The organism is Erythrobacter neustonensis (assembly GCF_001663175.1).
Lineage (GTDB): Bacteria > Pseudomonadota > Alphaproteobacteria > Sphingomonadales > Sphingomonadaceae > Erythrobacter > Erythrobacter neustonensis.
Window position 1 is genome coordinate 1,989,823 of the sequence record NZ_CP016033.1, and the last position, 26,911, is coordinate 2,016,733.

Annotated in this window: 29 protein-coding genes and 1 tRNA gene; 14 read left to right on the forward strand and 16 right to left on the reverse strand. The window is 66.7% G+C overall.

Features of this window, described 5'->3' with window-relative positions; genetic code table 11:
• Positions 1–63: 63 nt before the first annotated feature.
• Both A9D12_RS09100 and A9D12_RS09105 read left to right on the forward strand, forming a co-directional pair.
• Positions 64–738, forward strand: a complete 675-nt coding sequence (locus A9D12_RS09100; protein WP_068351055.1) for a PadR family transcriptional regulator — start codon at positions 64–66, stop codon at positions 736–738.
• A gap of 87 nt (positions 739–825) precedes the next feature.
• On the forward strand, positions 826–1,260 hold the full coding sequence (locus tag A9D12_RS09105; protein ID WP_068354140.1) for a hypothetical protein: 435 nt from the start codon (positions 826–828) through the stop codon (positions 1,258–1,260).
• Between the two features lie 7 nt (positions 1,261–1,267).
• Here A9D12_RS09105 and A9D12_RS09110 read toward each other — a convergent pair whose 3' ends face one another.
• The gene (locus A9D12_RS09110; RefSeq protein ID WP_068351057.1) at positions 1,268–2,446 is read right to left on the reverse strand and encodes a glycosyltransferase family 4 protein; all 1,179 of its coding nucleotides are present in this window, start codon (positions 2,444–2,446) and stop codon (positions 1,268–1,270) included.
• A gap of 186 nt (positions 2,447–2,632) precedes the next feature.
• Between A9D12_RS09110 and A9D12_RS09115 the strand changes: the two genes are divergently transcribed.
• From A9D12_RS09115 to A9D12_RS09130, 4 genes are all read left to right on the forward strand, one after another.
• On the forward strand, positions 2,633–3,811 hold the full coding sequence (locus tag A9D12_RS09115; protein ID WP_068351062.1) for a phosphoserine transaminase: 1,179 nt from the start codon (positions 2,633–2,635) through the stop codon (positions 3,809–3,811).
• Positions 3,812–3,943: 132 nt separating this feature from the next.
• Positions 3,944–5,533: a phosphoglycerate dehydrogenase gene (gene serA, locus A9D12_RS09120; protein ID WP_068354143.1), complete on the forward strand. Its 1,590-nt coding sequence runs from the start codon at positions 3,944–3,946 to the stop codon at positions 5,531–5,533.
• Between the two features lie 142 nt (positions 5,534–5,675).
• Positions 5,676–6,791, forward strand: coding sequence for an ATP phosphoribosyltransferase regulatory subunit (locus A9D12_RS09125; protein ID WP_068351065.1), 1,116 nt, complete (start codon positions 5,676–5,678; stop codon positions 6,789–6,791).
• Positions 6,792–6,804: 13 nt separating this feature from the next.
• Entirely contained in the window at positions 6,805–7,329 is a 525-nt protein-coding gene (locus A9D12_RS09130; protein ID WP_068351070.1) for a GNAT family N-acetyltransferase, read from the forward strand.
• 5 nt (positions 7,330–7,334) lie between these two features.
• Here the strand turns inward: A9D12_RS09130 and A9D12_RS09135 are convergent, their stop codons facing one another.
• Positions 7,335–8,198 (reverse strand): alpha/beta hydrolase, encoded by an 864-nt coding sequence (locus A9D12_RS09135; RefSeq protein ID WP_082925495.1) that lies wholly within the window; start codon positions 8,196–8,198, stop codon positions 7,335–7,337.
• Positions 8,199–8,361: 163 nt separating this feature from the next.
• Here A9D12_RS09135 and A9D12_RS09140 point away from each other — a divergent pair, with 163 nt between their 5' ends.
• The 3 genes from A9D12_RS09140 to A9D12_RS09150 all read left to right on the forward strand — a co-directional run bounded on the left by A9D12_RS09140 (position 8,362) and on the right by A9D12_RS09150 (position 11,423).
• Positions 8,362–9,651 (forward strand): adenylosuccinate synthase, encoded by a 1,290-nt coding sequence (locus A9D12_RS09140; RefSeq protein WP_068351073.1) that lies wholly within the window; start codon positions 8,362–8,364, stop codon positions 9,649–9,651.
• Between the two features lie 52 nt (positions 9,652–9,703).
• The gene (locus tag A9D12_RS09145) at positions 9,704–10,261 is read left to right on the forward strand and encodes a L,D-transpeptidase family protein (protein ID WP_068351075.1); all 558 of its coding nucleotides are present in this window, start codon (positions 9,704–9,706) and stop codon (positions 10,259–10,261) included.
• 112 nt (positions 10,262–10,373) lie between these two features.
• Positions 10,374–11,423: a helix-turn-helix domain-containing protein gene (locus tag A9D12_RS09150; protein ID WP_068351077.1), complete on the forward strand. Its 1,050-nt coding sequence runs from the start codon at positions 10,374–10,376 to the stop codon at positions 11,421–11,423.
• A 22-nt stretch (positions 11,424–11,445) separates the two neighbouring features.
• Here A9D12_RS09150 and A9D12_RS09155 read toward each other — a convergent pair whose 3' ends face one another.
• The 4 genes from A9D12_RS09155 to argH are packed head-to-tail and all read right to left on the reverse strand — an operon-like array spanning position 11,446 to position 15,237.
• Positions 11,446–12,348, reverse strand: coding sequence for a precorrin-2 dehydrogenase/sirohydrochlorin ferrochelatase family protein (locus tag A9D12_RS09155; protein WP_082925496.1), 903 nt, complete (start codon positions 12,346–12,348; stop codon positions 11,446–11,448).
• Between the two features lie 7 nt (positions 12,349–12,355).
• Positions 12,356–13,615 carry a diaminopimelate decarboxylase gene (gene lysA / locus A9D12_RS09160; protein WP_068351079.1) on the reverse strand — a complete coding sequence of 420 codons (1,260 nt, stop codon included), beginning with the start codon at positions 13,613–13,615 and terminating at the stop codon, positions 12,356–12,358.
• Positions 13,616–13,624: 9 nt separating this feature from the next.
• Entirely contained in the window at positions 13,625–13,864 is a 240-nt protein-coding gene (locus A9D12_RS09165; RefSeq protein WP_082925497.1) for a hypothetical protein, read from the reverse strand.
• On the reverse strand, positions 13,861–15,237 hold the full coding sequence (gene argH / locus A9D12_RS09170) for an argininosuccinate lyase (RefSeq protein WP_068354156.1): 1,377 nt from the start codon (positions 15,235–15,237) through the stop codon (positions 13,861–13,863). The genes A9D12_RS09165 and argH overlap by 4 nt, the downstream gene beginning before the upstream one ends.
• A gap of 34 nt (positions 15,238–15,271) precedes the next feature.
• On the opposite strand from argH, the gene A9D12_RS09175 reads away from it, so the two are divergent.
• Positions 15,272–15,838 carry a TlpA family protein disulfide reductase gene (locus tag A9D12_RS09175; RefSeq protein WP_068351081.1) on the forward strand — a complete coding sequence of 189 codons (567 nt, stop codon included), beginning with the start codon at positions 15,272–15,274 and terminating at the stop codon, positions 15,836–15,838.
• Here the strand turns inward: A9D12_RS09175 and asd are convergent.
• From asd to A9D12_RS09205, 6 genes are all read right to left on the reverse strand, one after another.
• Complete coding sequence (asd, locus tag A9D12_RS09180; RefSeq protein ID WP_068351085.1) at positions 15,835–16,680, reverse strand: archaetidylserine decarboxylase; 846 nt, start codon at positions 16,678–16,680, stop codon at positions 15,835–15,837. The genes A9D12_RS09175 and asd overlap by 4 nt on opposite strands.
• A 10-nt stretch (positions 16,681–16,690) precedes the next feature.
• Positions 16,691–17,080: a reverse transcriptase-like protein gene (locus A9D12_RS09185; protein WP_068351087.1), complete on the reverse strand. Its 390-nt coding sequence runs from the start codon at positions 17,078–17,080 to the stop codon at positions 16,691–16,693.
• Positions 17,081–17,152: 72 nt separating this feature from the next.
• Positions 17,153–18,304, reverse strand: a complete 1,152-nt coding sequence (locus A9D12_RS09190; RefSeq protein WP_068351089.1) for an L-dopachrome tautomerase-related protein — start codon at positions 18,302–18,304, stop codon at positions 17,153–17,155.
• Positions 18,301–19,407: an NADH:flavin oxidoreductase/NADH oxidase gene (locus A9D12_RS09195; RefSeq protein WP_068351092.1), complete on the reverse strand. Its 1,107-nt coding sequence runs from the start codon at positions 19,405–19,407 to the stop codon at positions 18,301–18,303. The genes A9D12_RS09190 and A9D12_RS09195 overlap by 4 nt, the downstream gene beginning before the upstream one ends.
• The gene (locus A9D12_RS09200) at positions 19,407–19,865 is read right to left on the reverse strand and encodes a VOC family protein (protein ID WP_068351094.1); all 459 of its coding nucleotides are present in this window, start codon (positions 19,863–19,865) and stop codon (positions 19,407–19,409) included. Before A9D12_RS09200 ends, A9D12_RS09195 begins: the two co-directional genes overlap by 1 nt.
• Positions 19,865–20,680: a type 1 glutamine amidotransferase domain-containing protein gene (locus tag A9D12_RS09205; protein WP_231889588.1), complete on the reverse strand. Its 816-nt coding sequence runs from the start codon at positions 20,678–20,680 to the stop codon at positions 19,865–19,867. Before A9D12_RS09205 ends, A9D12_RS09200 begins: the two co-directional genes overlap by 1 nt.
• 98 nt (positions 20,681–20,778) lie before the next feature.
• Here A9D12_RS09205 and A9D12_RS09210 point away from each other — a divergent pair, with 98 nt between their 5' ends.
• Positions 20,779–21,657 (forward strand): LysR family transcriptional regulator, encoded by an 879-nt coding sequence (locus A9D12_RS09210; protein WP_068351096.1) that lies wholly within the window; start codon positions 20,779–20,781, stop codon positions 21,655–21,657.
• A 31-nt stretch (positions 21,658–21,688) separates the two neighbouring features.
• Here A9D12_RS09210 and A9D12_RS09215 read toward each other — a convergent pair.
• A tRNA-Val gene (locus A9D12_RS09215) sits at positions 21,689–21,764 on the reverse strand.
• A 98-nt stretch (positions 21,765–21,862) separates the two neighbouring features.
• On the opposite strand from A9D12_RS09215, the gene A9D12_RS09220 reads away from it, so the two are divergent.
• The 3 genes from A9D12_RS09220 to A9D12_RS09230 all read left to right on the forward strand — a co-directional run bounded on the left by A9D12_RS09220 (position 21,863) and on the right by A9D12_RS09230 (position 24,064).
• Positions 21,863–22,471 carry a GNAT family N-acetyltransferase gene (locus tag A9D12_RS09220; RefSeq protein ID WP_068351098.1) on the forward strand — a complete coding sequence of 203 codons (609 nt, stop codon included), beginning with the start codon at positions 21,863–21,865 and terminating at the stop codon, positions 22,469–22,471.
• Between the two features lie 10 nt (positions 22,472–22,481).
• A complete protein-coding gene (locus A9D12_RS09225) occupies positions 22,482–23,492 on the forward strand; it encodes an asparaginase (RefSeq protein WP_068351100.1) in 1,011 nt (336 codons plus the stop codon).
• An 80-nt stretch (positions 23,493–23,572) separates the two neighbouring features.
• Positions 23,573–24,064, forward strand: coding sequence for a nucleoside deaminase (locus A9D12_RS09230; RefSeq protein WP_068354162.1), 492 nt, complete (start codon positions 23,573–23,575; stop codon positions 24,062–24,064).
• Between the two features lie 51 nt (positions 24,065–24,115).
• Here the strand turns inward: A9D12_RS09230 and A9D12_RS09235 are convergent, their stop codons facing one another.
• The 3 genes from A9D12_RS09235 to fmt are packed head-to-tail and all read right to left on the reverse strand — an operon-like array spanning position 24,116 to position 26,888.
• Positions 24,116–25,228 (reverse strand): zinc-binding dehydrogenase, encoded by a 1,113-nt coding sequence (locus tag A9D12_RS09235; protein ID WP_068351102.1) that lies wholly within the window; start codon positions 25,226–25,228, stop codon positions 24,116–24,118.
• Positions 25,225–25,986, reverse strand: coding sequence for a tRNA pseudouridine(38-40) synthase TruA (gene truA / locus A9D12_RS09240; RefSeq protein ID WP_068351104.1), 762 nt, complete (start codon positions 25,984–25,986; stop codon positions 25,225–25,227). The genes A9D12_RS09235 and truA overlap by 4 nt, the downstream gene beginning before the upstream one ends.
• Positions 25,983–26,888 carry a methionyl-tRNA formyltransferase gene (gene fmt / locus A9D12_RS09245; protein WP_068351106.1) on the reverse strand — a complete coding sequence of 302 codons (906 nt, stop codon included), beginning with the start codon at positions 26,886–26,888 and terminating at the stop codon, positions 25,983–25,985. Before fmt ends, truA begins: the two co-directional genes overlap by 4 nt.
• Between the last annotated feature and the right edge of the window lie 23 nt (positions 26,889–26,911).

Genomic DNA, 26,911 nt, shown 5'->3' on the forward strand with positions numbered 1-26,911 from the left:
CTTGCAAAGATAGGTCTAAGATATATCTTCAATGTATCGCTGATACAGGCGAGGAGGAAACCGATGACCTACAACAGGAATGGCCGCGGCGGCGGCTGGGAAAAGCTCGCCGAAGGGCTGGCGATGATGGCAATGAACGGCAACGTGAACTTCGGCGGCAAGGGTTTCGGCCCCGGCTTCAAGATGCGCGCGCAATTCGACGATGGTTTTGCACGCGGGCGCGATGCCGATGGCGACGAGCGCGGCGAGGGTTATCGCGGCCGCCGTGGCGGGCGCCGGGGGCGGATGTTCGCATCTGGCGAACTCAGACTCGCGCTGTTGGCGCTGATCGCGGAAAATCCGTCGCACGGCTATGAACTGATCAAGGCGATCGAGGAAATGACCGGCGGCGATTACGCGCCGAGCCCGGGCGCGGTCTATCCGACGCTCCAACTGCTCGAAGATGAGGGCGCGATCGAAGAGGCCGAGGCGGAGGGCGCGAAGAAGCCGTTCGCAGTGACCGCTCAAGGCAGCGAGGAACTCGAGGATCGCCGGGACGAGGTCAAGGCGCTGCTGCGCCGGCTGGGCCGCCACGGGGAACGCACCACCACGGTCCGTTCGCACGATGTGTTCCGCGCGATGGGCAATCTCGGCAGTGTGCTCAAGAACCGCGCCAAGGCGGGCAAGCTCGACGAGGAAACGATCAACCAGATCGTCGACATGATCGACGAGATGGCCAAGCGGATCGAGCGGCTCTGACGTTACAGCACGCGCAGTTGCAGCGCGCGCGGTAAAGGCATATTCTCTCCCCCGTCCGCGCGGGCGCGGACAGGGGAGGGGATGCCCATGACAGGATCGATTGCAAACCGCACCGCCGCGCCGTGGCACCTGTGGGCGGTCGGCCTTGTCACCCTGTTGTTCAACAGCATGGGGATCATCAGCTACACCACGACCAGGCTCGGGATGCTCGCGCAAATGGGCCTGACGCCGAGCCAGATCGCTTTCATGGAAAGCTATCCCGCGTGGGTCAGCGGCTTCTGGGCGCTCGGCGTGTGGGGGGCCTTTGCCGGGTCGGTGCTGCTGTTGCTGCGATCGCGGTTTGCGGTTGCGGCGATGGGAACCGCGCTCGCGGGGCTGCTGGTCACGACAATCTATCACCATGTGCTGATCGAGGTGCCCGCCGATATGCAGGCGCCTGCGCTCGACGTGTCGATCTGGCTGGTGACGCTGTTCCTGCTGTTCTACGCCCGCGCGATGGCGGCGCGTGGTGTGCTGCGCTGAGGCTGGATCAGCCTTCGCTGCCGCGTTGGCGCACCAGATCGAGATAGGTGTCGGCGACCACGGCGTTGATCGCCTCCCAGCTGTATTCGCTGGCCCGCGTCTCGCCCGCCGCGCCGTGCGCTCTGCGCAAACCCGGGTCGTTGCAATAGGGCGCGAGCGCGGCGGCAAAGGCCGAGGCGTCGGTTTTCATGTTGCCCGAGGGCGCGACCAGCCGCCCTGTGACCCCGTCGGCGACAAGGCTTGCGCTGCCGGTGGCCCCTGCAGCGACCACGGGCAGTCCGCTCGCCATCGCTTCCAAGGTGACGTTGCCGAAGGTCTCGGTGACGCTGGGGTTGAAGAACACATCGCCGCTGGCCAGTGCTGCGCCCAAGGCCTCGCCCGTCTTGAACCCGGCGAAGATCGCGCTCTTGGGCAGGTTCGCCTCGAACCAGCCGCGCGCGGGGCCATCGCCGATCACCAGCACCTTGTGCGCCGCGCCCTGCTGCTGAAGCTGGGCGATGGTTTCGGCAAACACGTCGAGCCCCTTCTCCATCACCAGTCGCCCGAGAAACACGATCGCGACATCGTCACTGGCAAGGCCAAGGCTGCGGCGCCATTCGGGATCGCGCCGCGCGGAGGAGAAGATCGTGCGGTCGACCCCGCGGCTCCACAGGCCGATCCGGCGGTGCATCCCCATGGCGCGCAATTCGTCGATCATCGACTGCGACGGCGCGACCAGTGCATCGCAGCGATTGTAGAACCGGCGCAGCATCGCGATGATCGCGGGCTCGAGGAAGGCCATGTTGTAATAGCGCGGATAGGTCTCGAACCGGGTGTGGACGCTCGCCAGCACCGGCAAGCCGCGTCTGCGCGCCCAGCGCAATGCGGCATGCGCGGCCGGATCGGGCGAGGACAGGTGCACGATGTGCGGCGCAAAGGCATCGAGATCGCGCTTCACGCTTGCGCCCAGATGCGTCGGCATCCGGTATTCGCCGCGGCCCTTCACCGGCATGGGCACATTGGGCAGGCCGACCAGATCGCCGGTCGGGGGGAAATCGGGATTGGCGACCTTGGGCGAATAGACGCGCACCTTCGCGCCGCGCCGCAGCAGCGAGCCGACGAGGCGGTTCAGCGCCTGATTGGCCCCGTCGCGGGTGTAGTTGTAATTGCCGCTGAACAGGGCGATGCGAAGGTCTGAAATGTCCATGGAGGCCCGCCAATAGGCGCATTCTTGAAGCTTGGCGAGTGGGCGAGGCGCTTCGATTGATCGTTTCAGGAAGGCAATCGAACGGGCCCGCGATATTTCGCATTGACTCTTGCCCGCGCAACTCTAGTTCGGCCCACGGGCCACGCGGTCCCAACGCCGCGCGAGCTCTCTGCAAGGAGAGAATACATGACTGAGTATGCACGCGGGCTCGCACACGAGCCGACGCTTAAGCCGGAACGCCCCTTCTTTTCCTCGGGCCCCACGGCGAAATTCCCCGGCTGGTCGCTGGATAAGCTCAAGACCGAAGTTCTCGGCCGCTCGCACCGTTCGGCGCTGGGCAAGAACCGCCTGAAATATGCGATCGACCTGAGCCGCGAACTGCTCGGCATCCCCGACGATTACCTGATCGGCATCATGCCCGCATCCGACACCGGCGCGATCGAGGCGGCGATGTGGTCGATGCTCGATCCCGCGCGCCCCGTCACGGTCGCGGCGTGGGAAAGCTTCGGCAATATCTGGATCCAGGACGCGGTGAAGCAGTTGAAGCTGCCCAACCTGCAGGTGCTGACCGCCGATTACGGCGAGATCCCCGATCTCACCACCATCCCGCAGCGCAATGACGTGGTGTTCACCTGGAACGGCACCACCAGCGGTGCGAAGATCCCGAACACCGACTGGCTCGAGCCGGGCCGCGAAGGGATCACGATCAACGACGCCACCAGCGCGATCTTCGCGATGGAGATGGACTGGTCCAAGCTCGATGCCACAACCTATTCGTGGCAGAAGGTGATGGGCTCCGAAGCGCAGCATGGCATGCTGATCCTCTCGCCCAAGGCGGTGGAACGGATCGAAAGCTACGATCCGGCCTGGCCGCTGCCCAAGCTGTTCCGCATGAAGAAGGGCGCGAAGCTCAACCGCGGCATCTTCGAAGGCGAAACGATCAACACCCCCTCGATGCTGGCGACCGAAGACTATATCGCCGCGCTCGAATGGGCCAAGGCGATCGGCGGGCGCAAGGCGCTGATCGAACGCGCCGATGCCAATGCCAAGCTGGTCAAGGACTGGATCGAGGCGACCCCGTGGCTGCGCAACATGGCGAGCGATCCCGCGCTCCAGACCAACACTGGCGTCTGCATGGTCTTCCAGGGCGACTGGTACGACAGCCTTGCCGAAGAGGACAAGGCGGGCGTTCCCAAGAAGATCGTCAAGCTGCTCGAAGAACGCGCGGTCGGCTACGACTTCAACGGCTACCGCGATGCGCCCCCGTCCTTGCGCATCTGGTGCGGCTCGACGGTCGAGCAGGAGGACCTCAAGCGTCTGCTGCCGTGGATCGAATGGGCCTACGAGAAGGTCAAGAACGGCTGAGGCCGTCCGTCTCTACCCAGCCAATCCCGTCACCCTGAACTCGTTTCAGGGTCCATTTCTCCGCATCGAGCTCCGCTATCGGAGGCTCGATGGATGCTGAAACAAGTTCAGCATGACGAAGGGAAAAATACCATGTCCCAGAAGCCCAAAGTTCTCATTTCCGACAAGATGGACCCCAACGCCGCGCGCATTTTCGAAGAGCGCGGCTGCGATGTCGATGTCATCACCGGCGAAACGCCCGAACAATTGATCGCCCGCATCGGCGAATATGATGGCCTTGCGATCCGGTCCTCGACCAAGGTGACCAAGGCGATCCTCGATGCCGCGACCAACCTTAAAGTGATCGGCCGCGCCGGGATCGGCGTCGACAATGTCGATATCCCGGCCGCCAGTGCGCAGGGCGTCGTCGTGATGAACACGCCCTTCGGCAATTCGATCACCACCGCCGAACACGCGATCGCGCTGATGTTCGCGCTTGCCCGCCAGATTCCCGAAGCCAATGCACAGACGCAGGCCGGCCAATGGCCCAAGAGCGGGTTCATGGGCGTCGAACTCACCGCCAAGACGCTGGGCCTGATCGGGGCGGGCAATATCGGTTCGATCGTCGCATCGCGCGCGCTCGGCCTCAAGATGAAGGTGATCGCCTATGATCCCTTCCTCACCGAAGAGCGCGCGATCGAACAGGGGATCGAGAAGGTCGATCTCGACACGCTGCTGTCCCGTGCCGATTTCGTCACGCTGCACACACCGCTGACCGACGAGACGCGCAACATCCTCAGCCGTGAGCGGCTGGAGAACGCCAAGAAGGGCATCCGCATCATCAACTGCGCCCGCGGCGGATTGATCGACGAAGCGGCGCTGAAGGACTGTCTGGACAGCGGGCAGGTTGCCGGCGCGGCCTTGGACGTGTTCGAGACCGAGCCGCCGGCCGCCGATCACCCGCTGTTCGGCACGAAAAACTTCATTTGCACCCCGCACCTGGGGGCATCGACCACCGAAGCGCAGGTCAACGTTGCCTTGCAGGTGGCCGAACAGATGGCCGATTACCTCGTCAACGGCGGCGTCACCAACGCGCTGAACGTGCCCAGCCTGTCGGCGGAAGAAGCCCCCAAGCTCAAGCCCTACATGGCCTTGGCCGAAAAGCTCGGCAGCCTTGTCGGCCAGCTGGCGCATGGCAACCTCACCCAGATCGGGATCGAGCGTGAAGGCGCGGCATCGCAGTTGAACGGCAAGCCGATCACCGCCGCGGTGCTCGCCGGGTTCATGCGCCGCTATTCGGACACGGTGAACATGGTCAACGCGCCGTTCCTCGCCAAGGAGCGCGGACTGGCGGTGAGCGAAGTGCGCCACGACCGCGACGGCGCCTACAACACGCTGGTGCGGGTGACGGTAGAAACCGCGCAGGGGCCGCGTTCGGTCGCCGGCACGCTGTTCGGCAGCGAAGCGCCGCGTCTGGTAGAAATCTTCGGCATCGGGATCGAAGCCGAACTCGCCGGCCACATGCTCTACATTGTCAACGACGACAAGCCGGGCTTCATCGGCCGGATCGGGACGCTGCTGGGCAGCCATGGGATCAACATCGGCACCTTCAACCTCGGCCGGCGCGAAGCGGGCGGGGAAGCGGTGCTGCTGTTGAGCCTCGACGAGGCGCTGCCCGCCAATGTCGTTGCCGAAGCTGAAAAGCTCGAAGGCGTGAAGCTGGTCAAGGCGCTGAGCTTCTGAGCCTGCGCGGGGAGGCTGGCTGCGCCAGCTTCCCCGACGGGAAACGGCCTGCCTGCGTGTGCCGGGCCAGCGGCGTTGTTCGATGGCAGCTTTGGCCGCTTGCCCCTTCACCCCGCGCGCATACCCCGCTAAGCGCGGGCCGATGACCAAGCCCAACGATCTCCTGCCCGAAGGTCTGCAAGACCGCCTGCCTGCCGAAGCCGCGCGGATCACCGCTGCGATGCGCGCCTGTCTCGATGTACTGGGCGCGCACGGCTATGACCGCGTGCGTCCGCCGCTGCTCGAATTCGAAGCCGCGCTGGTGGGCCGGATGGCGGGCGTTACCGTGGGCGAGACGAGCGCGATGTTCCGCTTCGTCGACCCGGCGAGCCTGCGCACGCTCGCGCTGCGCAGCGACATGACGCCGCAGGTCGGGCGCATCGCCTCGACCAGCTTGGCTGCCGCGCCGCGTCCGCTGCGGCTTGCCTATTGCGGCGATACGGTGGTGATCAAGGCGAGCCAGCTCGACCCGGCGCGCGAACACTTGCAACTGGGCGCCGAACTGATCGGCGCGGACAGCGTTGCAGCAGCGGGCGAGGTGGTGATGCTCGCGGTCGAGGCGCTGAAGGCTGCGGGCCTCACCGGGATCTCGGTCGATTTCACGCTGCCCGACCTCGTCGATACGCTCGCCGAAAAGGCATTCCCGCTGGACGCAGGCCAGATCGAAGGAGTGCGGCGCGAGCTTGATACCAAGGATGCCGGCGGATTGAAGGCGGCGGGCGGCGCGGCCTATCTGCCGCTGCTTTACGCCACCGGCCCGTTCGAGGGCGCGCTGGCCGCGCTGCGGGCGGTCGATGCGGGCGGGGCGCTCGAAACGCGGCTCGATGCGCTTGAACAGATTGCCGCGCATATCGGCGATGCGGCGCGCATCACGCTCGACCCGACCGAACGGCACGGGTTCGAATACCAGTCGTGGCTGGGCTTCACGCTTTATGCCGATGGCTTGCGCCGCGCGGCGGGGCGGGGTGGCACCTACCGGATCGCGGGCAGCGACGAGGCGGCGACGGGCTTCACGCTCTATCTTGATCGCCTCGCCGATGCTGCGCCCCAGCCCGAAGCGGCGCGTGTGTGCTACCTCCCCTTCGGCCACGACCGCAGCGCCGCTGCGGCTCTGCGCGCGGCGGGCTGGCGCACCCGTGCGCAGCTGGCAGACGGCGAGGATGCGCGCGCACTGGGCTGCGGCTGGACGCTCGAACAGGGCGAGCCGGTCGCGCTGTGATGCGGCATCCGCGATGCCCGATGTGATAATCCGCCCGCTGGCGCACGGCGATCTTGCCGAGGCGCTGACGATCCAGGCGGGGGCCTATCCCGCCTTTCTGGTCGAGCCCGAGGACGCCTTTGCCAGCCGGCTTGCGGTCGCGGCATCGTTCTGTCTTGCCGCGCTCCGCGATGGCGAGCTTGCGGCCTATCTGCTCGCGCATGGCTGGCCGCGCGAAAGCCCGCCGCCGGTCGGTGCGGTCCTGCCCCGAGATGCGCCGAGCGAGGTATTGTTCATCCACGATCTTGCCGTGGGGCCTGCGGGGCGCGGGTTGGGGCTGGGGCGGGCGTTGATCGACGCTGTCTTCGCGATGGCCGCCCGCCAAGGCCTTGCCTGCGCCGAACTGATCGCGGTCGAAGGCGCGGCATCCTTCTGGCGCAAGCTCGGATTTGCCGAGCGCGCGGTCAGCGGCGATTTGCGCGACAAGGTCGCAGGCTACGGTGCCGAGGCCCGCTGGATGACCCGCGCCATCCCGCCCGCCGTGCCTGGCCGACCGTAGCGGAGTTAATTCGCGAATACCTTGGCCAGCCACGCATCGACCAGTGCCGTTGCGGGATAATCCGGCTCGCCCAGCTTGCGGTTGATCTCGGCATGGCCGCGCAGGCCCTCACCCGGAAAGCTGCCGATCTCGACCCGGGTGCCCGCACGCCGCAGCGCTTCGGCCAGCGCATCGGCCTGCGCGATGCCATCGGGCCGCTGGACGTGGAGCAGCAGGAAGGCGGGCGCATTGGGCGCTGCGGCGTTCAACGTCGGTGACAGCGCGCGCTGGCGCACGACCTCGGTCCCGAACGCTTGGGTATAGGTTCGCGCCATGAACCGCCCCGCCTGCGCCATCTGCACGGGCACGTCATAGGCTGCGCCGTCATTGGGGATCACCCCGTCGATATCGGCAAAGGACAGGCCCGCGGCGCGCAGATACTGCTCGTCCGTCCCCACCAGCGCGACCAGATGCGCGCCCGCGCTGTGCCCCATCAGCACAACGCGCCCGCGGTCGATCCCGAGACTGTCCGAGCGCGCCAGCAAGGCGGCAAGCGCGGCGGCGACATCGGCTGCCTGCTGTTCGACGCTCGCATCGGGCACCAGCCGGTAATCGATCGCGGCAAAGGCATAGCCCTGCGCCAGCAGATGCGCGGGCAGCGCGCGGCTCACCGCGTTGTCCTTGCTTCCACGCTTCCATCCGCCGCCATGCACGAACATCACCAGCGGCGCCTTTTGCGCGCCCTGCGGCGTCCACAGGTCGAGCCGCTGCAACGCTTCGCTGCCATAGGCAATCGTCTGCGGCGCGTCTGCGCGCTGGCGGGCTAGGATCGGCGCACCCAGCATCGCCAGCGCAGCCGTCGCCACCAGTGTCTTTGCAACAATCCCCATCGCGCCCGAACCCCCGTGCAAGGTTTGCCTGCCCCTTTTGCCACAAGTCCCCCCGCCGAGGCAAAACCCTTTGCACGCGCATGCCCCCATGCCCTTGCCCTTGGCCGCCCAAACGCCTAGGCCCCGCGCGAAAAAACCCCGCTTGCCGGAAAGAAGGATTGAAATGGCCAACGTCACCGTGATCGGCGCCCAATGGGGCGATGAAGGCAAGGGCAAGATCGTCGACTGGCTCGCCAGCCGCGCGGATGCCGTGGTGCGTTTCCAGGGCGGGCACAACGCCGGCCACACGCTCGTCATCGATGGCAAGACCTACAAGCTTTCGCTGCTGCCCTCGGGCATCGTCTCGGGCACGCTGTCGGTGATCGGCAATGGCGTGGTGCTCGATCCGTGGGCCTTGCGCGACGAGGTCGCCAAGGTCGAAGGGCAGGGCGTTGCGATCACCGAGGAAAATCTTGCGGTTGCCGACAATTGCCCGCTGATCCTGCCGCTCCACCGCGATCTCGATGCCTTGCGCGAAACGGCGGCGGGGAAGGGCAAGATCGGCACCACCGGCCGCGGGATCGGCCCGGCTTACGAGGACAAGGTCGGCAGGCGGGCGATCCGCGTGTGCGATCTGGCGCATCTCGAAAGCCTCGAGCCGCAGCTTGATCGCCTCTGCGCGCACCACGATGCGCTGCGTGCAGGTTTTGGACAGCCCCCGGTTGATCGCGCCGCGCTGCTCGAGGAACTGCGCGAAATCGCGCCCTTCGTTCTGAAATTCGCGCAGCCGGTGTGGAAGCGGCTGAAAAAGGTGCGCCGTGCAGGCGCGAAAATCCTGTTCGAAGGCGCGCAGGGCGTGCTGCTCGATGTCGATCACGGCACCTATCCCTTCGTCACCTCGTCGAACACGGTCAGCGGCACCGCGGCTTCGGGCTCCGGCCTCGGCCCCAATTCGACCGGCTTCGTGCTCGGCATCGTCAAGGCCTACACCACCCGCGTCGGTTCGGGCCCGTTCCCGACCGAGCTCGAGGACGAAATCGGGCAAGGGCTGGGTGAGCGCGGCCATGAATTCGGCACGGTCACCGGGCGCAAGCGCCGCGTGGGCTGGTTCGATGCGGTGCTGGTGCGCCAGTCCTGCGCGATCAGCGGCGTCACCGGGATCGCGCTGACCAAGATCGACGTGCTCGACGGGATGGAGAAGGTGAAGATCTGCACCGGCTATCGCTTGCATGGCAAGGTCTATGACTACCTCCCCAGCCACGCCGCCGATCAGGCCGCGTGCGAGCCGATCTACGAGGAGATGCCCGGCTGGCACGAAAGCACTGCGGGCGCGCGTTCCTATGCCGATCTGCCGGCAGCGGCGATCAAGTATATCCAGCGGATTCAGGAACTGATCGAATGCCCGGTCGCGCTGGTGTCGACCTCGCCCGAGCGTGACGACACCATCCTGATGCGCGATCCTTTCGTCGACTAGGCGCAGGACGCGGATTGATCACAGGGCGGGTGCGTGCCTATCATGCCCGCCGATGCGCCGCCTTGCCCTTCTGCCGCTGCTCGGCCTGCTCGCCGCCTGCACCGCGCCGCCGCGCGAGGCTGCGCAGGCCCCATCCGCGCAGTCTGCGCTGGCGCGCGAGGCTGCCCGGATCACCGCCGCACCGCGACTGACGCAGGTCGATTACCTGATCGTCGACAAGTCCGAACGGCTGATGGTCGCCTATGCGGGCGGGCAGCCGGTCAGGGCATGGCGGGGCCTGCAACTGGGCGATGCGCCGGTGGGGCACAAGCAGTTCGAAGGCGACGAACGCACGCCCGAAGGCCGCTATGTGATCGAAGGGCGCAATCCCGGAAGCGCCTATCACCTCAGTCTCAAGGTCTCCTACCCCAATGCGCAGGATCGCGCGTTTGCGCGGGCGCAGGGACGCTCGCCCGGGGGCGATATCTTCCTGCATGGCCAGCCCAACGGCCTTCCCTTTGGCCGCATGCCGGGTGACTGGACCGACGGCTGCATCGCGCTCTCGAACGCCGAAATCGCCGAATTGTGGCGCATCGTTCCCGATGGCACGGTGATCGAAATTCGCCCGTAAGCTGCCGCCGGGTTCTGCGCGGCATCGGCGCAAGCGGTTGGGAAATGTAGGAATTACTTGACCTGATCCGTTTTTGTTCTAGTCTCGTTCCAACATTGCTGGAGACGAGTCGATGCTGACAACACCTTCCACAACTGCCTCCCCGATCGCTGATTTTGCCTATGGCTGCGCCGATGACGGTGCCGGGCTTGCCGCACGCGTGGCGATCTTTGCCGAGAATGAGGGCCTGCGCCGGCAGGTCGGCGATGATCTCGAAGGCGCCGGTTTCCGCGCGATCGACGGCGGCGGGGTAGAGGCGCTGCTGGATGGTCCGATCACGCTTCTGGGCGATGTGGTGGTGGTCGATTGCGCAGCGGTGGACGCGCGCGGGCTCGATCCGATGCTGCTCGCCGGGCTTGCGCGTCTCGATATGCGGGTGGCACGATCCGGGGCCAGACTGATCGTGTCGACCAATCTAGGCGGCCTTGATGATGTGTTTGCCGTGCTCGACCAGTCCAACCCGCAGATCCTGGTCGATCCCAGCCGCGCCGAACGCGTGGTCGCGGTCGGCCGGGTGATGGGCGAGGTGGGGGCCTCGCGCCTGCGCGAAATGGCGGATGAGGACCGCGTTGCCCTGCTGCGATTGTCGCAGCAGGTCGAAGCGATCGCCCATTCGCTCGACCGGTTCGGTCATGCCGCCGCGCCGGGGGCGGCTCCCCTGGCCGAATTCCGGCAGGATTACCGCGGCCCCGAAGCGGTTTTTGAACACGGCTTTGCCGCGCCGCGCGGTGGGCAGGGGGCAGCCGATGCCGCAGCCGGGCAGGGCGCGCCGAGCCTGCCCGATGCACGAATGGTGCGGCAGATCATCGCCAACCGGCAGGCGCGCGCGCGGTTCTTCGATGCAGACCTGTTCGGCGATCCGGCGTGGGACATGCTGCTCGATCTCACCGCTGCCCACGGCGAAGGCGCGCGCGTTTCGGTCACATCACTGTGCATTGCGGCGGGCGTTCCGGCGACCACCGCGCTGCGCTGGCTGACGCAGATGGTCGAAAGCGGGATTTTTGTGCGTGTTCCCGACCCGGCCGACCGGCGCCGCGCCTTCATCGCGCTGAGCGACAAGGCACTGACCGCGATGGCGGGCTACTTCGCCAGCCTGCGCACACCGCTGCTGCAAGCCGCCTGACGCCGGCGGGCAAGCGGCGCGGCTAGCCGCGCGCTGGACCTCGCCAGCGGATGATCAGGGTGAGCCCTTCGGATTGCCCTGCATCAGACCCCGCCTTGCGCGTGTCTGATCCGGCTTTGCCCGGTTCCAATGCCGTCTTGACCCCTGTCAGACCCCCGCCAGCATCGCTTTGGTCGTCATGTTTCACGTGAAACACGGCGCGCCGCGCATCGGCCCGCGCGCGGGCAAGGATTGCCGGCGGCACATCGCCATCGATCAACAGGACATCCGCCTCACCCAGCAACCGCGCCTGCCTCAGCGTCAGATCCTCGGGATCGTCGCTGTCGAGAACAATCGTCACCGGCGCGAGCGAGCGGGGCAATAGCGTTCCCTCGGCCCAGTCCCCAACCCGTTCAAAAGATTGCGGATCGAACGGATCAATCGGGCCGCCCTCGCGCAAGGCCGCATCCACCACCCGCCGCCGGTCGGCGCCGTCGGGAAACCGCCGCCGCAGGGCAGGCCGCGCCGCCTCCAGCGCCCGCGCCAACCGTCCCAGCGTTTCAGGCAGCACCCGCTCCAGCCGCAGCCGGACATGCTTGGCCAGCCCGGCCGACGCGCCGCCGGTCCCCACAGCGATCAGCAGCGGGTCGCGGTCGAGGATTGAAGGCGTTGTAAAATCGCATAATTCCGGGCGGTCGACGACATTGACCAGCATCCCGGCACAGCGCGCATTGATCGCCGCGACCTCGCAGGCCTTGGCATCGTCGAAGGCGATGAAGGCGATCCGCACGCCTTCGTCCACCGCGCGGGCGAAATCATCGACGATCCGCCCCCCGGCCCGTTCGACCAGCCGCCGCTTGGGCTCTGCCGCCGCACCGTCGCCCATCACCAGCACCTGTTTGCCGGTGATCTGGTGAAACAGCGGCAGGCTGGCGATCGTGCTCATGACCGCGTCAGAGCAGCCATTCGGGCACGCGTTCGGCGTCCATGATCGCACCGGCCTCGATCCGGTCGGCGACAACCGCGAACCGGTCGCCATCAACCAGCACTTCGGCCACGAACCCGCGCGAATTGTAGGACGAGGCCATCGTCGCGCCATAGGCGCCCGCGGTGCGGAACACGGCGAGGTCGCCCGCTTCCAACGCATCGCATTCGCGGCCCATCGCGAAGGTATCGCCGGTTTCGCAGATCGGGCCGACGATATTGGCGGTCATCTGCGCAGCGCTGGGCTCGACCGCTTCGAAATGGTGATAGGCGCCGTAAAGGGCAGGCCGCGCGAGATCGTTCATCGCCGCATCGACGATCACGAAGGGGTCCTTGATCCCGCGCTTGACCCGCACCACACGGGTGAGCAGCACGCCGGCATTCCCCGCGATCACGCGGCCGGGTTCGAAGATCAGCTTGACGCCCCAGTCCTTCGTCACCCGCGCGACCATCGCACCGTATTCGGCCGGCGCGGGCAGCACCTCGCCCATGCGGTAGGGCACGCCAAGCCCGCCGCCGAGATCGACATGCGTGATCGTGTGCCCCGCGCTGCGCAGCGCGGCGACCAGCGCGCCGAGCTTCTCGAAGGCGGTCTCGAGCGGCGCGAGATCGGCGAGCTGGCTGCCGATATGCACCGCAACGCCGCGCAGGTTCACCCCCGGCAGACCGGCCAGCTTGCCGAAGATCTGGCCTGCCTCGCTGATCGGCACACCGAACTTGTTGTCGGCCTTGCCGGTCGAAATCTTGTCATGCGTGCCGGCATCGACATCGGGGTTGATCCGCAGCGTGCACTGCGCGGTCAGGCCCTTGGCGGCCGCAATCGCGGCAAGTTCGAGGCCCTCTTCCTCGCTCTCGATATTGAACTGGCCGATCCCGGCTTCGAGCGCGGCGGTCATCTCGGCAGCGGTCTTGCCGACGCCCGAGAAAACGATCATTTCGGGCGCAATCCCGGCGGCAAGCGCGCGGCGCATTTCGCCCACCGAGACGACATCGGCCCCCATGCCCTGCGCGCCCAAGACTTTGAGCACGGCAAGATTGGGGTTCGATTTGACCGCAAAGGCGATCAGCTTGTCCGGCACATCGGCAAGCGCGTCGCGGAACACCTGCGCGTGGCGTTCGAGCGTTGCGCGCGAATAGACATAGACCGGCGTTCCGACCACCTCGGCGATCTCCGGCAGGGGGACGTCTTCGGCATGCATGACGCCGCCGTTCAGGGCAAAATGATCCATGGTTCCAGTCTATTCAGGCGGGAGGTCGAAGGGGTCGTCCTGCCGTTCTTCCGAACGGCGGCGCAATTCGACGCTGCGTTCGGGTGCGGCCAACGCTTCGCGCCGGAGAAGTTCCTCGGCAGACGGCGTGGCGGCCGCGCCATAGGGGGCCTCGGGCATTTTCGCGCCTTGGGGCGGGGTGAGCGGGGATACGCTTCCGCACCCGGCCAGCACCAGCGCCAACGCCGTAGCAGCAGTGATCCGCATCATTCCTCCATTCCCAATACGCCCCGCGCGGCGGCGACCTGACGGCGCACTTGTTCGGGCGCGGTGCCGCCATAGGACGCGCGCGCCGCGACCGAGGCATCGACCGACAGCGCGGCATAGACGTTTTCGGTGATGCGCGCATCGATCGCCTGCAAATCGGCGAGCGGAAGCTGGTCGAGCGCGATGCCGCGGCTCTCCGCCAGTTTCACCGCGGCCCCGGTGATATGGTGTGCCTCGCGGAACGGAATGCCGCCCTCGCGGACCAGCCAGTCGGCCAGATCGGTCGCGGTGGCATAGCCGAGTTCGGCAGCGGCGCGCATGCGCGGGGTGTTGAAAGTTGCGCCGGCGATCATTCCGGTCATCGCCGCGATGCTGAGGCCCATCAGGCTGGCGGCTTCGAACACCGGCGGCTTGTCGTCCTGCATGTCCTTGGAATAGGCCAGCGGCAGGCCTTTCATCGTGATCATCAGGCTGGTGAGGCTGCCGATCACGCGGCCCGAATGCCCGCGCACCAGTTCGGCAGCGTCGGGGTTCTTCTTCTGCGGCATGATCGACGAACCGGTCGAGAGGCTGTCAGGCAAGCGGATGAAGCCGAAGGGCTGGCTCGCCCAGAGGATCAGTTCCTCGGCAAGACGCGAGAGGTGCAGCGCGGTCGCCGAGCAGCACCACAGGAAATCGAGCGCAAAGTCGCGGTCGGATACGGCATCGAGCGAATTGGCGGTGGGCCGGTCGAAGCCCAATGCTTGCGCGGTCGCTTCGCGGTCGATCGGAAAGCCCGTTCCGGCAAGCGCGGCACTGCCGAGCGGGCATTCGTTCATGCGCTCCTTGGCATCGGCGATGCGGGCGCGGTCACGCCGGAACATTTCGTAATAGGCCATGAGGTGGTGGCCCAATGTGACGGGCTGCGCGGTCTGCAGGTGGGTGAAACCGGGCATGATGCTGTCCGCATGCTCGCCTGCGCGGCGCACCAGCGCCTGTTGCAGGGCGGCGAGGCCTTCGTCCATCTGGGCAAAGGCATCGCGCACCCACAGGCGGAAATCGGTCGCGACCTGATCGTTGCGGCTGCGCGCGGTGTGAAGGCGCCCTGCGACCGGGCCGATCAGTTCGGCGAGCCGCGCCTCGGTGGTCATGTGGATGTCTTCGTGGTCCCAGTCCTCGGGCACGCCGTCGGCTTCGTATTCGGCGGCGACCGCGTCCAGACCCGCGCTGATCGCCCCGGCATCCTCGGCCGCGACGATCCCGGCCTTGCCCAGCATCGCGACATGCGCCTTGGACGCGGCGATATCCTGCCGCCACAGCGCCTTGTCGAACGGGATCGAGGCGTTGATTTCGCGCATGATCGCGCTAGGGCCATCAGCAAAGCGGCCGCCCCACATCGCGTTGGTCGCTGGCTTGTGATCGGAGCCTGTCATGTCGCGCGTCTCGCTCATTCTCGGATTGCCGCTCCTGCTGTTGGCGGGATGCGATAGGGAAGCCGGCGCGCCAGCGCAACCGGTTGAGGCTGCCGATGCGGCAGCGATACCGACCGGACTGCTGACCCGCCAGTTTGCCGGAACGCCGATGCCTGCGATCACGGTTTCCGACGCGCAAGGCAAGACGCTCGATCTCGCTGCGCAGGACGGGCCGGTGCTGCTCAACCTGTGGGCGACGTGGTGCGGCCCCTGCGTCAAGGAAATGCCCGCGCTCGACACGCTGGCAGCCGCGCTCGAAGGCGAGGTGAGGGTTGTCACCGTCAGTCAGGATATCCGCGCGGCCGAGGTGGTCACGCCGTTCTTTGCCAAGGGCGGCTATGCGCGGCTTGAACCCTGGCTCGATCCCGATGCGCAGCTGTCAGCCCAGTTCACCCCCGAAGGCGCGCTACCACTGACGGTGCTGTTCGATGCCAGCGGCAAGGAGGTACTGCGGGTGGCGGGCGGTTACGAATGGGGCACGCCAGAGGCCGCAGCGCTGGTGCGCGAAAGCCTCGCCGCGCGCTAGGTGCCGCGCCGGCCGATCGCTTCGCCCATCCGCAGCGGCGCACCGGGCGCAAGGTCTTCGTGCCACACCACGCGGCCGGGTTCGAACAGCATCACCACGGTCGAACCGAGGTAGAAGCGGCCCATTTCGTCGCCTGCGGCAAAGCTGCGCTGCTGGCCGGTAAAATCCTCGTGCACGGGCGCGTCGGCATGGACGCGGAAGGCGTTGGGCCACACCGTGTCGATCCCGGCGACGATCATCGCGCCGACCATGATGCTGGCAAAATGCCCGTCGGGCCCGTCGAACCGGCAGGATAACCGCTCGTTGCGCGCGAACAGGCGGTCGACCCCGGCGGCGGTCGCGGTGTTGACCGAAAACAGGTCGCCCGGAATGTAGCTGGTCTTCGTCAGCGTGCCCGCGGCGGGCATATGGACGCGGTGGTAATCCTTGGGCGACAGGTAAATCGTCATGAAGCTGCCGCCTTCGAAGCGCGCGGCTTCGGTTGGGGAACAGCCGAGGATTTCGGCGACGCTGTAATCGCGTCCCTTGGCCTGGATGATCCGTCCGCCGGTGACCGGGCCAAGCTGGCTGACCGCGCCATCGGCGGGCGAGACGATGAATTGCGCGGTGTCCGCCAGGGGGCGTGCGCCGGGTTTCAGTTCGCGCGTGAAGAAGTCGTTGAAGCTGGTGAACTCGCCGATCCCGCGTGCCGCTTCGGAAAGGTCGACGTCGTAGGCGGCGGCAAAGCGGCGGATCATCCGGTCGCGCAGCCACGGGCTTTCGCTGGCGGCAAGGCGCCCTGCAAACCGCGAGAGCGCGTGCTGCGGAACAAGATGCTGGAGCGCGATGAAAAGACTGGACATGGCTATCGCGCTAAAGCCCCGCCGCCCGGCGTGCAAGCGCGATCCCGGCAAGGTTCTGCGCGCGCGGCGTCCAGACCAGCCGGCGCGGGGGTCCGAGCGCGGCGATCCGCGAATAGCGGGCAAGGTGATGCAGCGCTGCCGGTGCGCAGCGCGTCGAGCCGCTGGCCTGCGCGATCACCTCGCGCGAATCTCCGACCAGATCGAAGTCGCGCTCGCCAAGATCATGGGCGAGCGTCAGTGCGAGGACGAGCGCGGTCCATTCGGCATCGGTCGAGCTGCCGTCTCCCAGATCATCGAAGAAATGCGCTTCCCCGCGCACGACGACCGCCGCGGACATCGGCCCGGGATTGGGTTGGCAGCCCCCGTCGAAGAAGATCTTGCGCCGCGATCCGGCTGCCATGGGACGTGACTCCACCCTGCGTGAATGGCACACCGGGCAGACGCGTTGCTGCGCCTGCCCGGAGCCTTATCGTCAATTCGGGCGCAACAGAACCGGCCCGCTGCCCACCCTGATGCGGAGCAGCTCATAGGGTTTGCGGCGCAGATCGCGCCCGCCGTGGAAACCGGGCTGGCGGTGTAGCTGGTTGGCAGTGAAGTAGAGATAGCGGTCGGTCCCGATCGACAGCGTGTCGGGCCAGCTGATGCGCGGGTCGCTGACCAGCGTTGTCCACTTGCCGCGGTCGAGCATGCGGATCGCGTTGTTCTCATAATCCCCGGCGAAAACGCGGCCGGCATCGTCTTCGGCGATCCCGTCAGATGCACCCTTGCGCCCCAAGTCGCGGATCGCGCGCGCGAGTTCCTGTTCCGATACGGCGGGATCGCGCAGCATCGCGGTGGGCACGGCGTGGAGCGTGCGGCCCGAAAGCGGCCCGTAGTAGAGCAGGCTCCCATCCGCGCTGAGGCCGATTGCATCGCTCGCGATCGCCACCGGCGTTGCCGGTCCCTGTGCAGGGCGGTTCATCAGCACGTCGCCGTCGACGACCGGCGTGAAACCGGGTTCCGGATTGGTGGTCGCATGGCCCGAAAGGCGGCGGACCGCCTTCCCGCTGGCGATATCGACCACGATGATCCCGCCGATGCCCGCATTGCTGCTGTCGGTGATATAGGCAACGCCCTCGGCACCCTGCCGCAGATCGAAGCGCACGTCGTTGAGGTAGGTCGTCGGCAGCACGACGCTGGGGGGCAGCACGATGGTCTTGACCACGCGATTGGTCGCAAGGTCGATCGCAACCAGCTTCGCGCCGCCGGCCTGCGGTGGAGCAAAATTGGGTGCGGCGGTATCGAGCACCCAGAGCCGGTTGGCCCCGTCTGCGACCACGCTCTGCACCGAGATGAAATGGCCTGCCGGGTCGGCCGGATCGGGGCGGTTGGTCGCCGCGTCGGGGTAGGGCACCGCCTTGCCATCGACCAGTTCGGCCACGGTGAACGGCGCGTTGTCGCCCCATTGCGGGAAGTTGACGAAGATGCGGCCATTGGGGGCAACGGTCACGCCGGTCGGCATCGCGCCATCGAAAGTGGCGACCTGTTCGATTTGCGGTGCCGAGGTGGTCTGCGGGGTGGTCGCGCAGGCCGCGAGCGACAGCACGGCGGTCGCGGCGAGCAGCAATTTGATCGGACGTTTCATGGTTTCATCTCCTTCAGGATGCGTCCGGCTTCGCGCGGTTCGGAGCGCAGATATTGCGGCGGCGCCTTGACCGATGCACCCAGAGCGGCGGCGGCGTGCCACGGCCAGCGGGGATCCCACAGCACGGTGCGCGCGATCGCGATCATGTCGGCATCGCCCGCGGCAAGGATGTCCTCGGCCTGCTGCGGCTCGGTGATGAGGCCGACCGCGATCACCGGCATCGTCACTGCGTCCTTCACCGTGCGGGCCAGCGGCACTTGATAGCCCGGACCCACCGGAATATCCTGCCGCGGATCGAGCCCGCCGCTCGACACGTGGATTGCAGCGCACCCGCGCGCTTCGAGTTCGCGTGCAAAGGCGGCGGTTTCCTGCGCCGTCCAGCCGCCTTCGACCCAGTCGGTGCCCGAGACGCGGACCGTCACGGGCTTGTCGGCCGGAAACGCCGCGCGCACCGCGTCGAACACTTCGAGCGGGAAACGCATCCGGTTTTCCAGGCTGCCGCCGTATTCGTCGCTGCGCGTGTTCGACAGCGGCGAGAGGAATTCGTGCAGCAGATAGCCATGCGCGGCATGGATCTGGATCGCATCGAGGCCCAGCCGGCCCGATCGCTGCGCCGCATCGGCAAAGGCGGCGATGATGCGGTCCAGCCCGGCACGGTCCAGCGCGGTTGGCGGGTTCTCGCCCTCTTCGAAGGCAAGCGCGCTGGGCGCAACCGTCTGCCAGCCATTGGTATCGCCGGGCGCAATCTGCGCGCCGCCATCCCAGGGCTTGGCGCAGCTTGCCTTGCGGCCTGCGTGCGCAAGCTGGATCACCAGCGGCATGTCCGACCAGCGGCGCACGCTCGCGATAACCTCCCGCATCGCTTCTTCGGTGCGGTCGTCGTAGAGCCCGACATCGCCATAGGTGATACGGCCATCGGGGGTCACCGAAGTGGCCTCGATCGTCAGCGCACCCGCGCCCGACATCGCGAGCTGGCCCAAATGCATCTGGTGCCAGTCATTCATCGCACCGTCTTCGGCCGAATACTGGCACATCGGCGCAATCACGATGCGGTTGGCGAGCCGCAGCCCGCCAACCTCGATCGGTTCGAACAATTGTGCCATTACCATTCGCCCGTGTTGGGCATCGAAGCCCAGGGTTCGGCCGGTGCCTTGTGCTCGCCCTTCTGCAGCAATTCGACCGAGATGCCGTCGGGCGAGCGCACGAAGGCCATGTGGCCATCGCGCGGCGGGCGGTTGATCGTCACGCCGCCCGCCTGCAACCGCGCGCAGGTCTCGTAAATGTCGTCGACCCGGTAGGCGAGGTGGCCGAAATTGCGTCCGCCGGTGTAGACTTCGGGCGCGCTGCCGTCTTCGGGCGGCCAGTTATAGGTCAGCTCGACCTCTGCCGAAGCGCGTTCGCCGACGCCGCGGCTGTCTTCGTCCGCCGCCAGAAAGATCAGCGTAAAACGGCCCTGTTCGCTGTCGAACCGGCGGGTTTCGCGCAGGCCGAGCAGTTCGAAGAACCGCACCGTGGCTTCGGGGTCGCTGACGCGCAGCATGGTGTGAAGATAGTGCATGATCAGGCGTCCTTGTCCTTGAGAGCTTCCATGACGAGTTCGGCCGTGCGGGTAGCCGAGGCGGGGTTCTGACCGGTGACGAGGTTGCCGTCACGCACGCCGAAGGGCTGGAAATCGGGGCCGCTCTCGTGCTTTGCGCCGAGTTCCTTCATCCGCGTTTCGAGGAGGAAAGGCACCGCTTCTGCAAGACCCACGGCGCGTTCCTCGCTGTCGGTGAAGGCCGCGACACGGCGACCGGCGACCAGCGGGGTGCCGTCGGGCTTCTTCGCGGAAACCAGTCCTGCCGGGCCGTGGCAGACCGCAGCAACGATTTTGCCTTCGCGGTCGAAGCGTTCGATCAGCCGCGCGAGTTCCTCGCTGTCGGGATAGTCGAACATCGTGCCGTGCCCGCCGGGCAGAAATACGGCGTCGTAGCCCGCCGGATCGATGCCCGTGAATGCGGGCGTATTGGCGACTTCGGCCTTGAAGGCCTCGTCCTTGAGATAGCGTTCGACCGAGGCGTCGTTTTCGCCATCGGCGTTGACGCTGCGCTGGTCGATGGGGATCGCGCCGCCCTTGATCGAGGCAAGCGTCACTTCGGCCCCCGCATCGCGGAAAGCGTAGTAGGGCGTGGTCAATTCCTCAAGCCACACGCCGGTCGGTTCGGTGCCGGGGGTCATCCGGTCGGCGGAAGTGGCGATCATCAGAATACGGGTCATCGAATGGGTTCCTCTGGTTGGTCCGAAGGCAGGGCGCTGCGATGCCGCAGGCAACCGCGCGGCCAGACCGGCCGCCGCAGCGGCGGTCATTGCGGTCAGGATCGTGCGGCGGTCGGGCATCGGGGCGTCCTTGTCATCACGGCAAAGATAAGACGCGCGCCGGATCAGCAAACCCAACAGGAATAGCCAGCTTCCATAAATCGGCTTATGGAACACAAATGTCGCTTCAGCAGCTTCGCACCTTTGTGGAAGTCTATCGCCGCCGTTCGCTGAGCGATGCCGCGCGCACGCTGGGTATCACGCAGCCCGCCGCCTCGCAGCACATCGCCTCACTTGAAACGCAGCTTGGCCACCCGCTGTTCGACCGCCATTCGCGCGGCGTGCGGCCCACGGGGTTTGCCGATGATCTGGCGCTCGCGATCGGGAGCAGCCTCGACACCGCCGAAGCGGCGTTGGCATCGGCCCGTGCGCGCTCGGTTCGGATGAAGGGCACGGTTCATATCGCCGCCCCGTCCGACCTTCTGGGCGAGGTGGTTGCGCCAAAACTTGGGCCATTGCTGGCAGCGGGGCTCGATCTGCGGCTGCACATCGGCGGGCGCGAGGCGCTGTATGCGCTTCTCCTCGACGACAAGGTGCATCTGGGCATTACCGCGTCGCAGCCCGACGATCCGCGGCTGGCCTATCAGGAAATCGGCACCGAAGACCTGCGCGCGGTCGCGGCGCCGCCGGTCGCCGAGGCGATCGCGCGCAAACCGCTGGGCGAGGCGCTGAACACCGTGCCGCATCTTGCCTATGATCTCGACCGGCCGCTGGTGCGGACTTGGCTCGATGCCAACCGGATCGCGGTGAACCGCGCGCCTGCGCTGACCGCGCCCGATCTGCGCGTGCTGCGCTCGGCCTTGTGCGCCGACCTCGGCTGGACGGTATTGCCTGCCTACCTCACCGCAGCCGAGCGTGCGGCCTGCACGCTGGTCGAGATCGCGGCGCCGATCAGGGTGCCGCAAAATGCCTTCTATCTGGTCTGGGCGCGCGCATCGCTGCGCCATCCGCGCGTCGCGCTTGCCCGCGACATGCTGGCCAAGGTGCTGAAGTTCTGAAAATGGCGCCTGCGGGAAAGGTCCGGGCGCATGGTGGGCGGTAACGGGCTCGAACCGCTGACCCTCTCGGTGTAAACGAGATGCTCTACCAACTGAGCTAACCGCCCCAGCGCCTGTGGGCTGCGGGGGCGTTTAGCCATGTCGGCGCGGCGGTCAAGCTGCTAAAGCAGGCGCAGCAGCGCAAGGACGGGGGCAAAGCCAGGCGATGACCATTCACACGCACCTCAACGACGGCATCCCGGTCTGCATTCGCCGCGTCCGCCGCGAGGATGAGACGCGGCTGCGCGACGGGATCGCGCGATTGTCGCCGCAGTCACGCTACCTGCGGTTCTTTTCGGGGATGCGCGAGGCACCGCCGCAGGTGGTGCGCACGCTGGTATCGCCCGACGGGCACGATCATATCGCCTGGGGCGCACTGCGCAGCGATCTGGCCGATACGCCCGCACTGGGCGTGGTGCACGCGTTTCGCGATCGGGATGATCCCGATGCAGCCGAATTCTCGGTCGCAGTGGTCGACGAATATCACGGACGGGGATTGGCGCGGTTGCTGACCGCGGTGCTGCTGATGGATTGCGCACGCGAAGGCTATGAGCGCTTTACCGTCCACGTGCTTCCCGAAAACCGCCCGGCGCTGGCGCTCGCGCGGTCGCTCGGCGCGGCGGGGGTGGGGTATGATGCGGGCATTTCCGTGATGGAGATCGATATTGCCAGCGCCTTGGTTGCCCTGCGTGCGGAGGATGATGTGCCCGGGCTTGCAGCGGTGTTCGACCAGTTTGCCGACGAACCGCTAGGCGATGGCCCTTCCGCCGGTTAGGGGCGGGTGCATGACCGACACCGATCTTTCCAAGCCGCCCCGCATTCTGGTTCTGGGCACCGGCGGCACGATCGCAGGGGCAGGGGCCGGTGCGCGCGGCACGGGCGCGGCCTATCGCCCCGGAGGATTGTCGCTCGATGTGCTGGTGGGCCATCTCGCCGCGCTTGGCCTTGAAGCCGATTTGCACCCGCAGGAAATCGCGCGGATCGGGTCGCAGGACATCGGATTTGCCGAATGGCAGGCGCTGCATGCCGCCTGCAGCGCCGCAAACGCCGATCCGGCAATCGATGCGGTCATCATCACGCACGGCACCGACACTGCCGAAGAAACCGGGCTGCTGCTCGACCTGACGCTGCCGACGACGAAGCCCGTGATCCTTGTCGGCGCGATGCGTCCGGCCGATGCGGTGGGGGCCGACGGGATGCGCAATTTTGCCAATGCGGTAAAGGTCGCGGGCGACCCGCAGGCGGCGGGGCGCGGAGTGATGCTGGTGATGGGCGATGCGGTGCTCGCCGCGCGCGATGCGCGCAAGGCGGCGACATCCGCGATCGATGCTTTCCGCAGCTTCCCGCGCGGGCCGCTGGCGCGGGTCACGCCTGCCACGCTAGACTGGTTCGGGCCGGCGCACCGGGTTGGCGAGGCGGCGCGCTATGCCTTTCCGGCGGCGCTGCCGCGCACCGCGATCCTGACCGCGGGCGCAGGCATGGATGCGCTGCCGGTGGAGGCCTTGCTGGGGATCGGGGTCAAGGGCATCGTGCTCGCCGGGATGGGGCAAGGCAACGCCCCGCGCGTCGTGCTCGAAGCGCTTTCCGCTTGCGCAGCCGCTGGCGTGCCGGTGGTGCGCGCGGCCCGCGTCGATGAAGGTCTGGTCGACCGCAATGTCGAAGTCGATGACGATGCGCTGGGGCTGGTCGCGGCACGCGCGCTTGGCCCGGCGCGGGCGCGGATGCTGCTGATGGTTCTGATCGCCAACGGCATCACCGATCCGCGCCAAGTGCAGGCCGCTTTCGACGCAGGCTAGTTGCCGACAAATTCAGTCGATCTTGGACCCCCTTCGGCATGCGGGGCGTTACCTACTGCAACAATGCAAAGGAACGCGCGATGACCCCCGAAGACGAGAAATGGATGCGCGAGGCGATCCGGCTTGCCAAAACCAAGGGCACCACGCCTGCCGACACGCCGATTGCCGCGGTCATCGTGCGTGGGGGCGAAATCATTGCGGCAGAAACCAACCGCACCCAAGAGGACAATGATGCCACCGCGCATGCCGAAATCTGCGCTTTCAGGGCGGGCGGGGCAAAGGTGGGCGATATGGAACTGCGCGGGGCGACGCTTTATTCGACGCTGCAACCCTGCGGCATGTGCACGATGGCGAGCATCTGGGCCAAGGTAGGGCGCATCGTCTACGGCGCGGGCCGCGACGATGTTCACAAGATGTATTTCGAGGACCGCAACCTCGACACGGTGGACTTCATCCGTGACGCCTATCGCGACGATCTCAACCTTGAGGGCGGATGTCTGAAGGACGAATGCGCCGCGCTCTATTACGGGCCGGACGATGATGTGCCCGAAGACGAGCAGGGCAATATCTAGGCTTGGACGGGAAGGGGCAGGACGCCGAAACGCGGCCCGCCCCGTCTCGCATCAGGCCCAGGGCGTGACGAGATACTTCTCGCCGGTCTTCATCTGGCGATAGTCGCAGATCGCGTCCTTCTCCAGCATCCCTTCAAGGCTGACCTTGGCCTTGTAATTGCTGGCAAAGGTGGTGGTGAGGTTGTCCATCACCCGTTTGCGCATCCGCACCACGGTTTCCATCCCTGCGCGCTGGAGAAACGGGGTGAGCAGCCAGCCGGCGATGCTCCACTGGAGGCCATAAGACGGCGTCAGGATCGTCGGCGACAGGTCGAGCCGGCCATAGATGTACATCTTCTTCTGCTGGTTCGAGCCGTAGCGCGAGAACTCGCTCATCTGTTTGACCGCGACCTGCTCCATCGCCTTCAGCACGCCGTCAGAGGCCTGTCCGCCGCCGATCGGGTCGAAACCGAGGAAGGCGCCGGTCTCGGCAATCGCGTCGCGCAGATCGGCCATGTAGGTGGGGGCCGACGAGTTCACGACATATTTTGCGCCCTGCGATTTCAAGAGTTCGACGTGCTCGTCCTTGCGGACGATATTGACCAGCTTCATCCCGTCCTCGATGCAGATGCGGTTGAGCATCTGGCCGAGGTTCGACGAAGCGGCGAGGTGGACGATCGCCTCGTGGCCCTCCATTTTCGCGGTTTCGACAAAGCCCAGCGCGGTCATCGGGTTGACGAAGCTCGACGCGCCGGTCTCGGACGAATGATCGCCGAGCGGCAGGCACATCATTGCGTCCGCAATCGCATACTGGCTGAAGGCATTGCCCGGAACGCAGGCGACGCGCTGGCCCATCAGGGCTTTCGCCATGTCGCCGTCACCCGTGGCGATGACGGTGCCTGCGCCCTCGTTGCCAGCGGGCAGGCGCTGGCCGTGGCGCGCCTTTTGACCCGACAGGAACGGCTCGGGCATCTGGGCGACGACCTTGCCGGGGGTATATTCGGCGTTCTCGAAATCGGCCGCCGAGGTGAGGATGGCAAGATCCGACGGGTTGATCGGCGCGCCTTCCATCTTGACCAGCACCTGATTGCCGGTGGGCGCGGGAAATTCGCTCGTCGCGACTTCCAGCGTCAGCTTGCCGTCGGGAGTAAGCGTGGTGAAAAGCTGCTTTCCGGTGGTGGTCATCGTGGTTCCTCTCTCGGGTCCGGGTAGGTGGCCTCGACGAAATAGAGGCCGTGTGGGGGCGCGTTAAGCCCCAAAGCGTTGCGATCGCGCGCGGCGAGCGCCGAAGCGATCCGGGTTTCGGGCCAGGTGCCTGCGCCCACCAGCTTGAGGCACCCGACCATCGAGCGCACCTGATGGTGCAGAAAGCTGCGGGCGGCGGCGTGGATGTGGATTTCCTCGCCCACGCGCTCGACCCGCAATTCGTCGAGCGACTTTACGGGGTCTGCTGCCTGACAGTGAACCGATCGGAACGTGGTGAAATCGTGCCGCCCGACAAGGCTTTGCGCAGCGCGGTGCATTGCGTCTGCATGGAGCGGCTGGGCGACGTGCCACACGTGCCCGCGCTGCAGCGTGAGCGGCGGACGGCGGTTGAGGATGCGGTAGAGATAACGCCGCCCCGTGCAGGAAAAGCGCGCGTGCCAATCATCCGGCACCACTTCGCAATGCGTCACCGCCACCGGATCGGGGCGCAACTGCGCATTGAGCGCGGCGGCGAGCCGAAAGGGATCGAAGGGCTTGTCGATATCGACATGGCTGCGCATCCCGAGCGCATGGACGCCGGCATCGGTGCGCCCGGCCGAATGCATCACGACGCGCTCGCCCGTGATCCGGTGCAGCGCATCCTCGACCGACTGCTGCACGCTCGGCCCGTGGCTCTGGCGCTGCAGCCCGAAGAACGGCGTGCCGTCGAATTCGAGGGTGAGCGCGAAGCGGGTCAAGCGAGCACCGTTCCTGCCGCCACGGGCCGTCCGCGCAGGAATTCCTCGCGGGTCAGCGCAGGCTTGCCGGCGCGTTGCAGCCGCAGGGGACGGATCGCCGCTTGTCCGCAGGCGATCGTGAACTCCTCGTCGAGCACCATGCCGGGCGCAGCGCTGCCATCGGTCACTTCGGCCAGCAGCAGCTTCACGCGTTCGCCGCCAAGCTCGAACCACGCGCCAGGGAAGGGGGCAAGGCCGCGCACCATCCACTCGATTGCGTCGGCGTCCTGCGCCCAGTCGATCCGGCTTTCGGCCTTGTCGATCTTGGGCGCATAGATTGCGGCGGCATCGTCCTGTGCTTCGGGCGGGAAAGCGGACAGGTCGGCCAGCACGTCAAGCATCGCCGCCGCGCCCGCCGCGCCAAGCGCGTCGAACAATTCGCCGGTTGTCTTGCGGCCCACCGGCACGGTCACCTTGTGCAGCATCGGCCCGGTATCGAGCCCGGCCTCCATCTGCATGATCGTAACGCCCGTTTCGTCGTCGCCCGCCATCACCGCGCGGTGGATCGGTGCCGCCCCGCGCCAGCGCGGCAGCAGGCTCGCGTGAATGTTGAGGCAGCCATGCACCGGCGCATCGAGCACCGCTTGCGGCAGGATCAGGCCATAGGCGGCCACCACCGCGACATCGGCGCCAAGCGCGGCGAATTCGGCCTGTTCTGCCTCGCCCCGCAGCGACTTGGGCGAACGCACCGGCAGCCCCAAGGCCTCTGCCGCTACCTGAACGGGGGAGGGGCTGAGCTTCTTTCCCCGCCCCGCCGGACGCGGCGGCTGGGTATAGACGCAGACCACCTCATGCCCCGCGCCGTGCAGCGCGCGCAATCCCGGCACCGCGAAATCGGGTGTCCCCATGAAGATGATGCGCATAATCGGTGCCGTCAGCCTTTGTG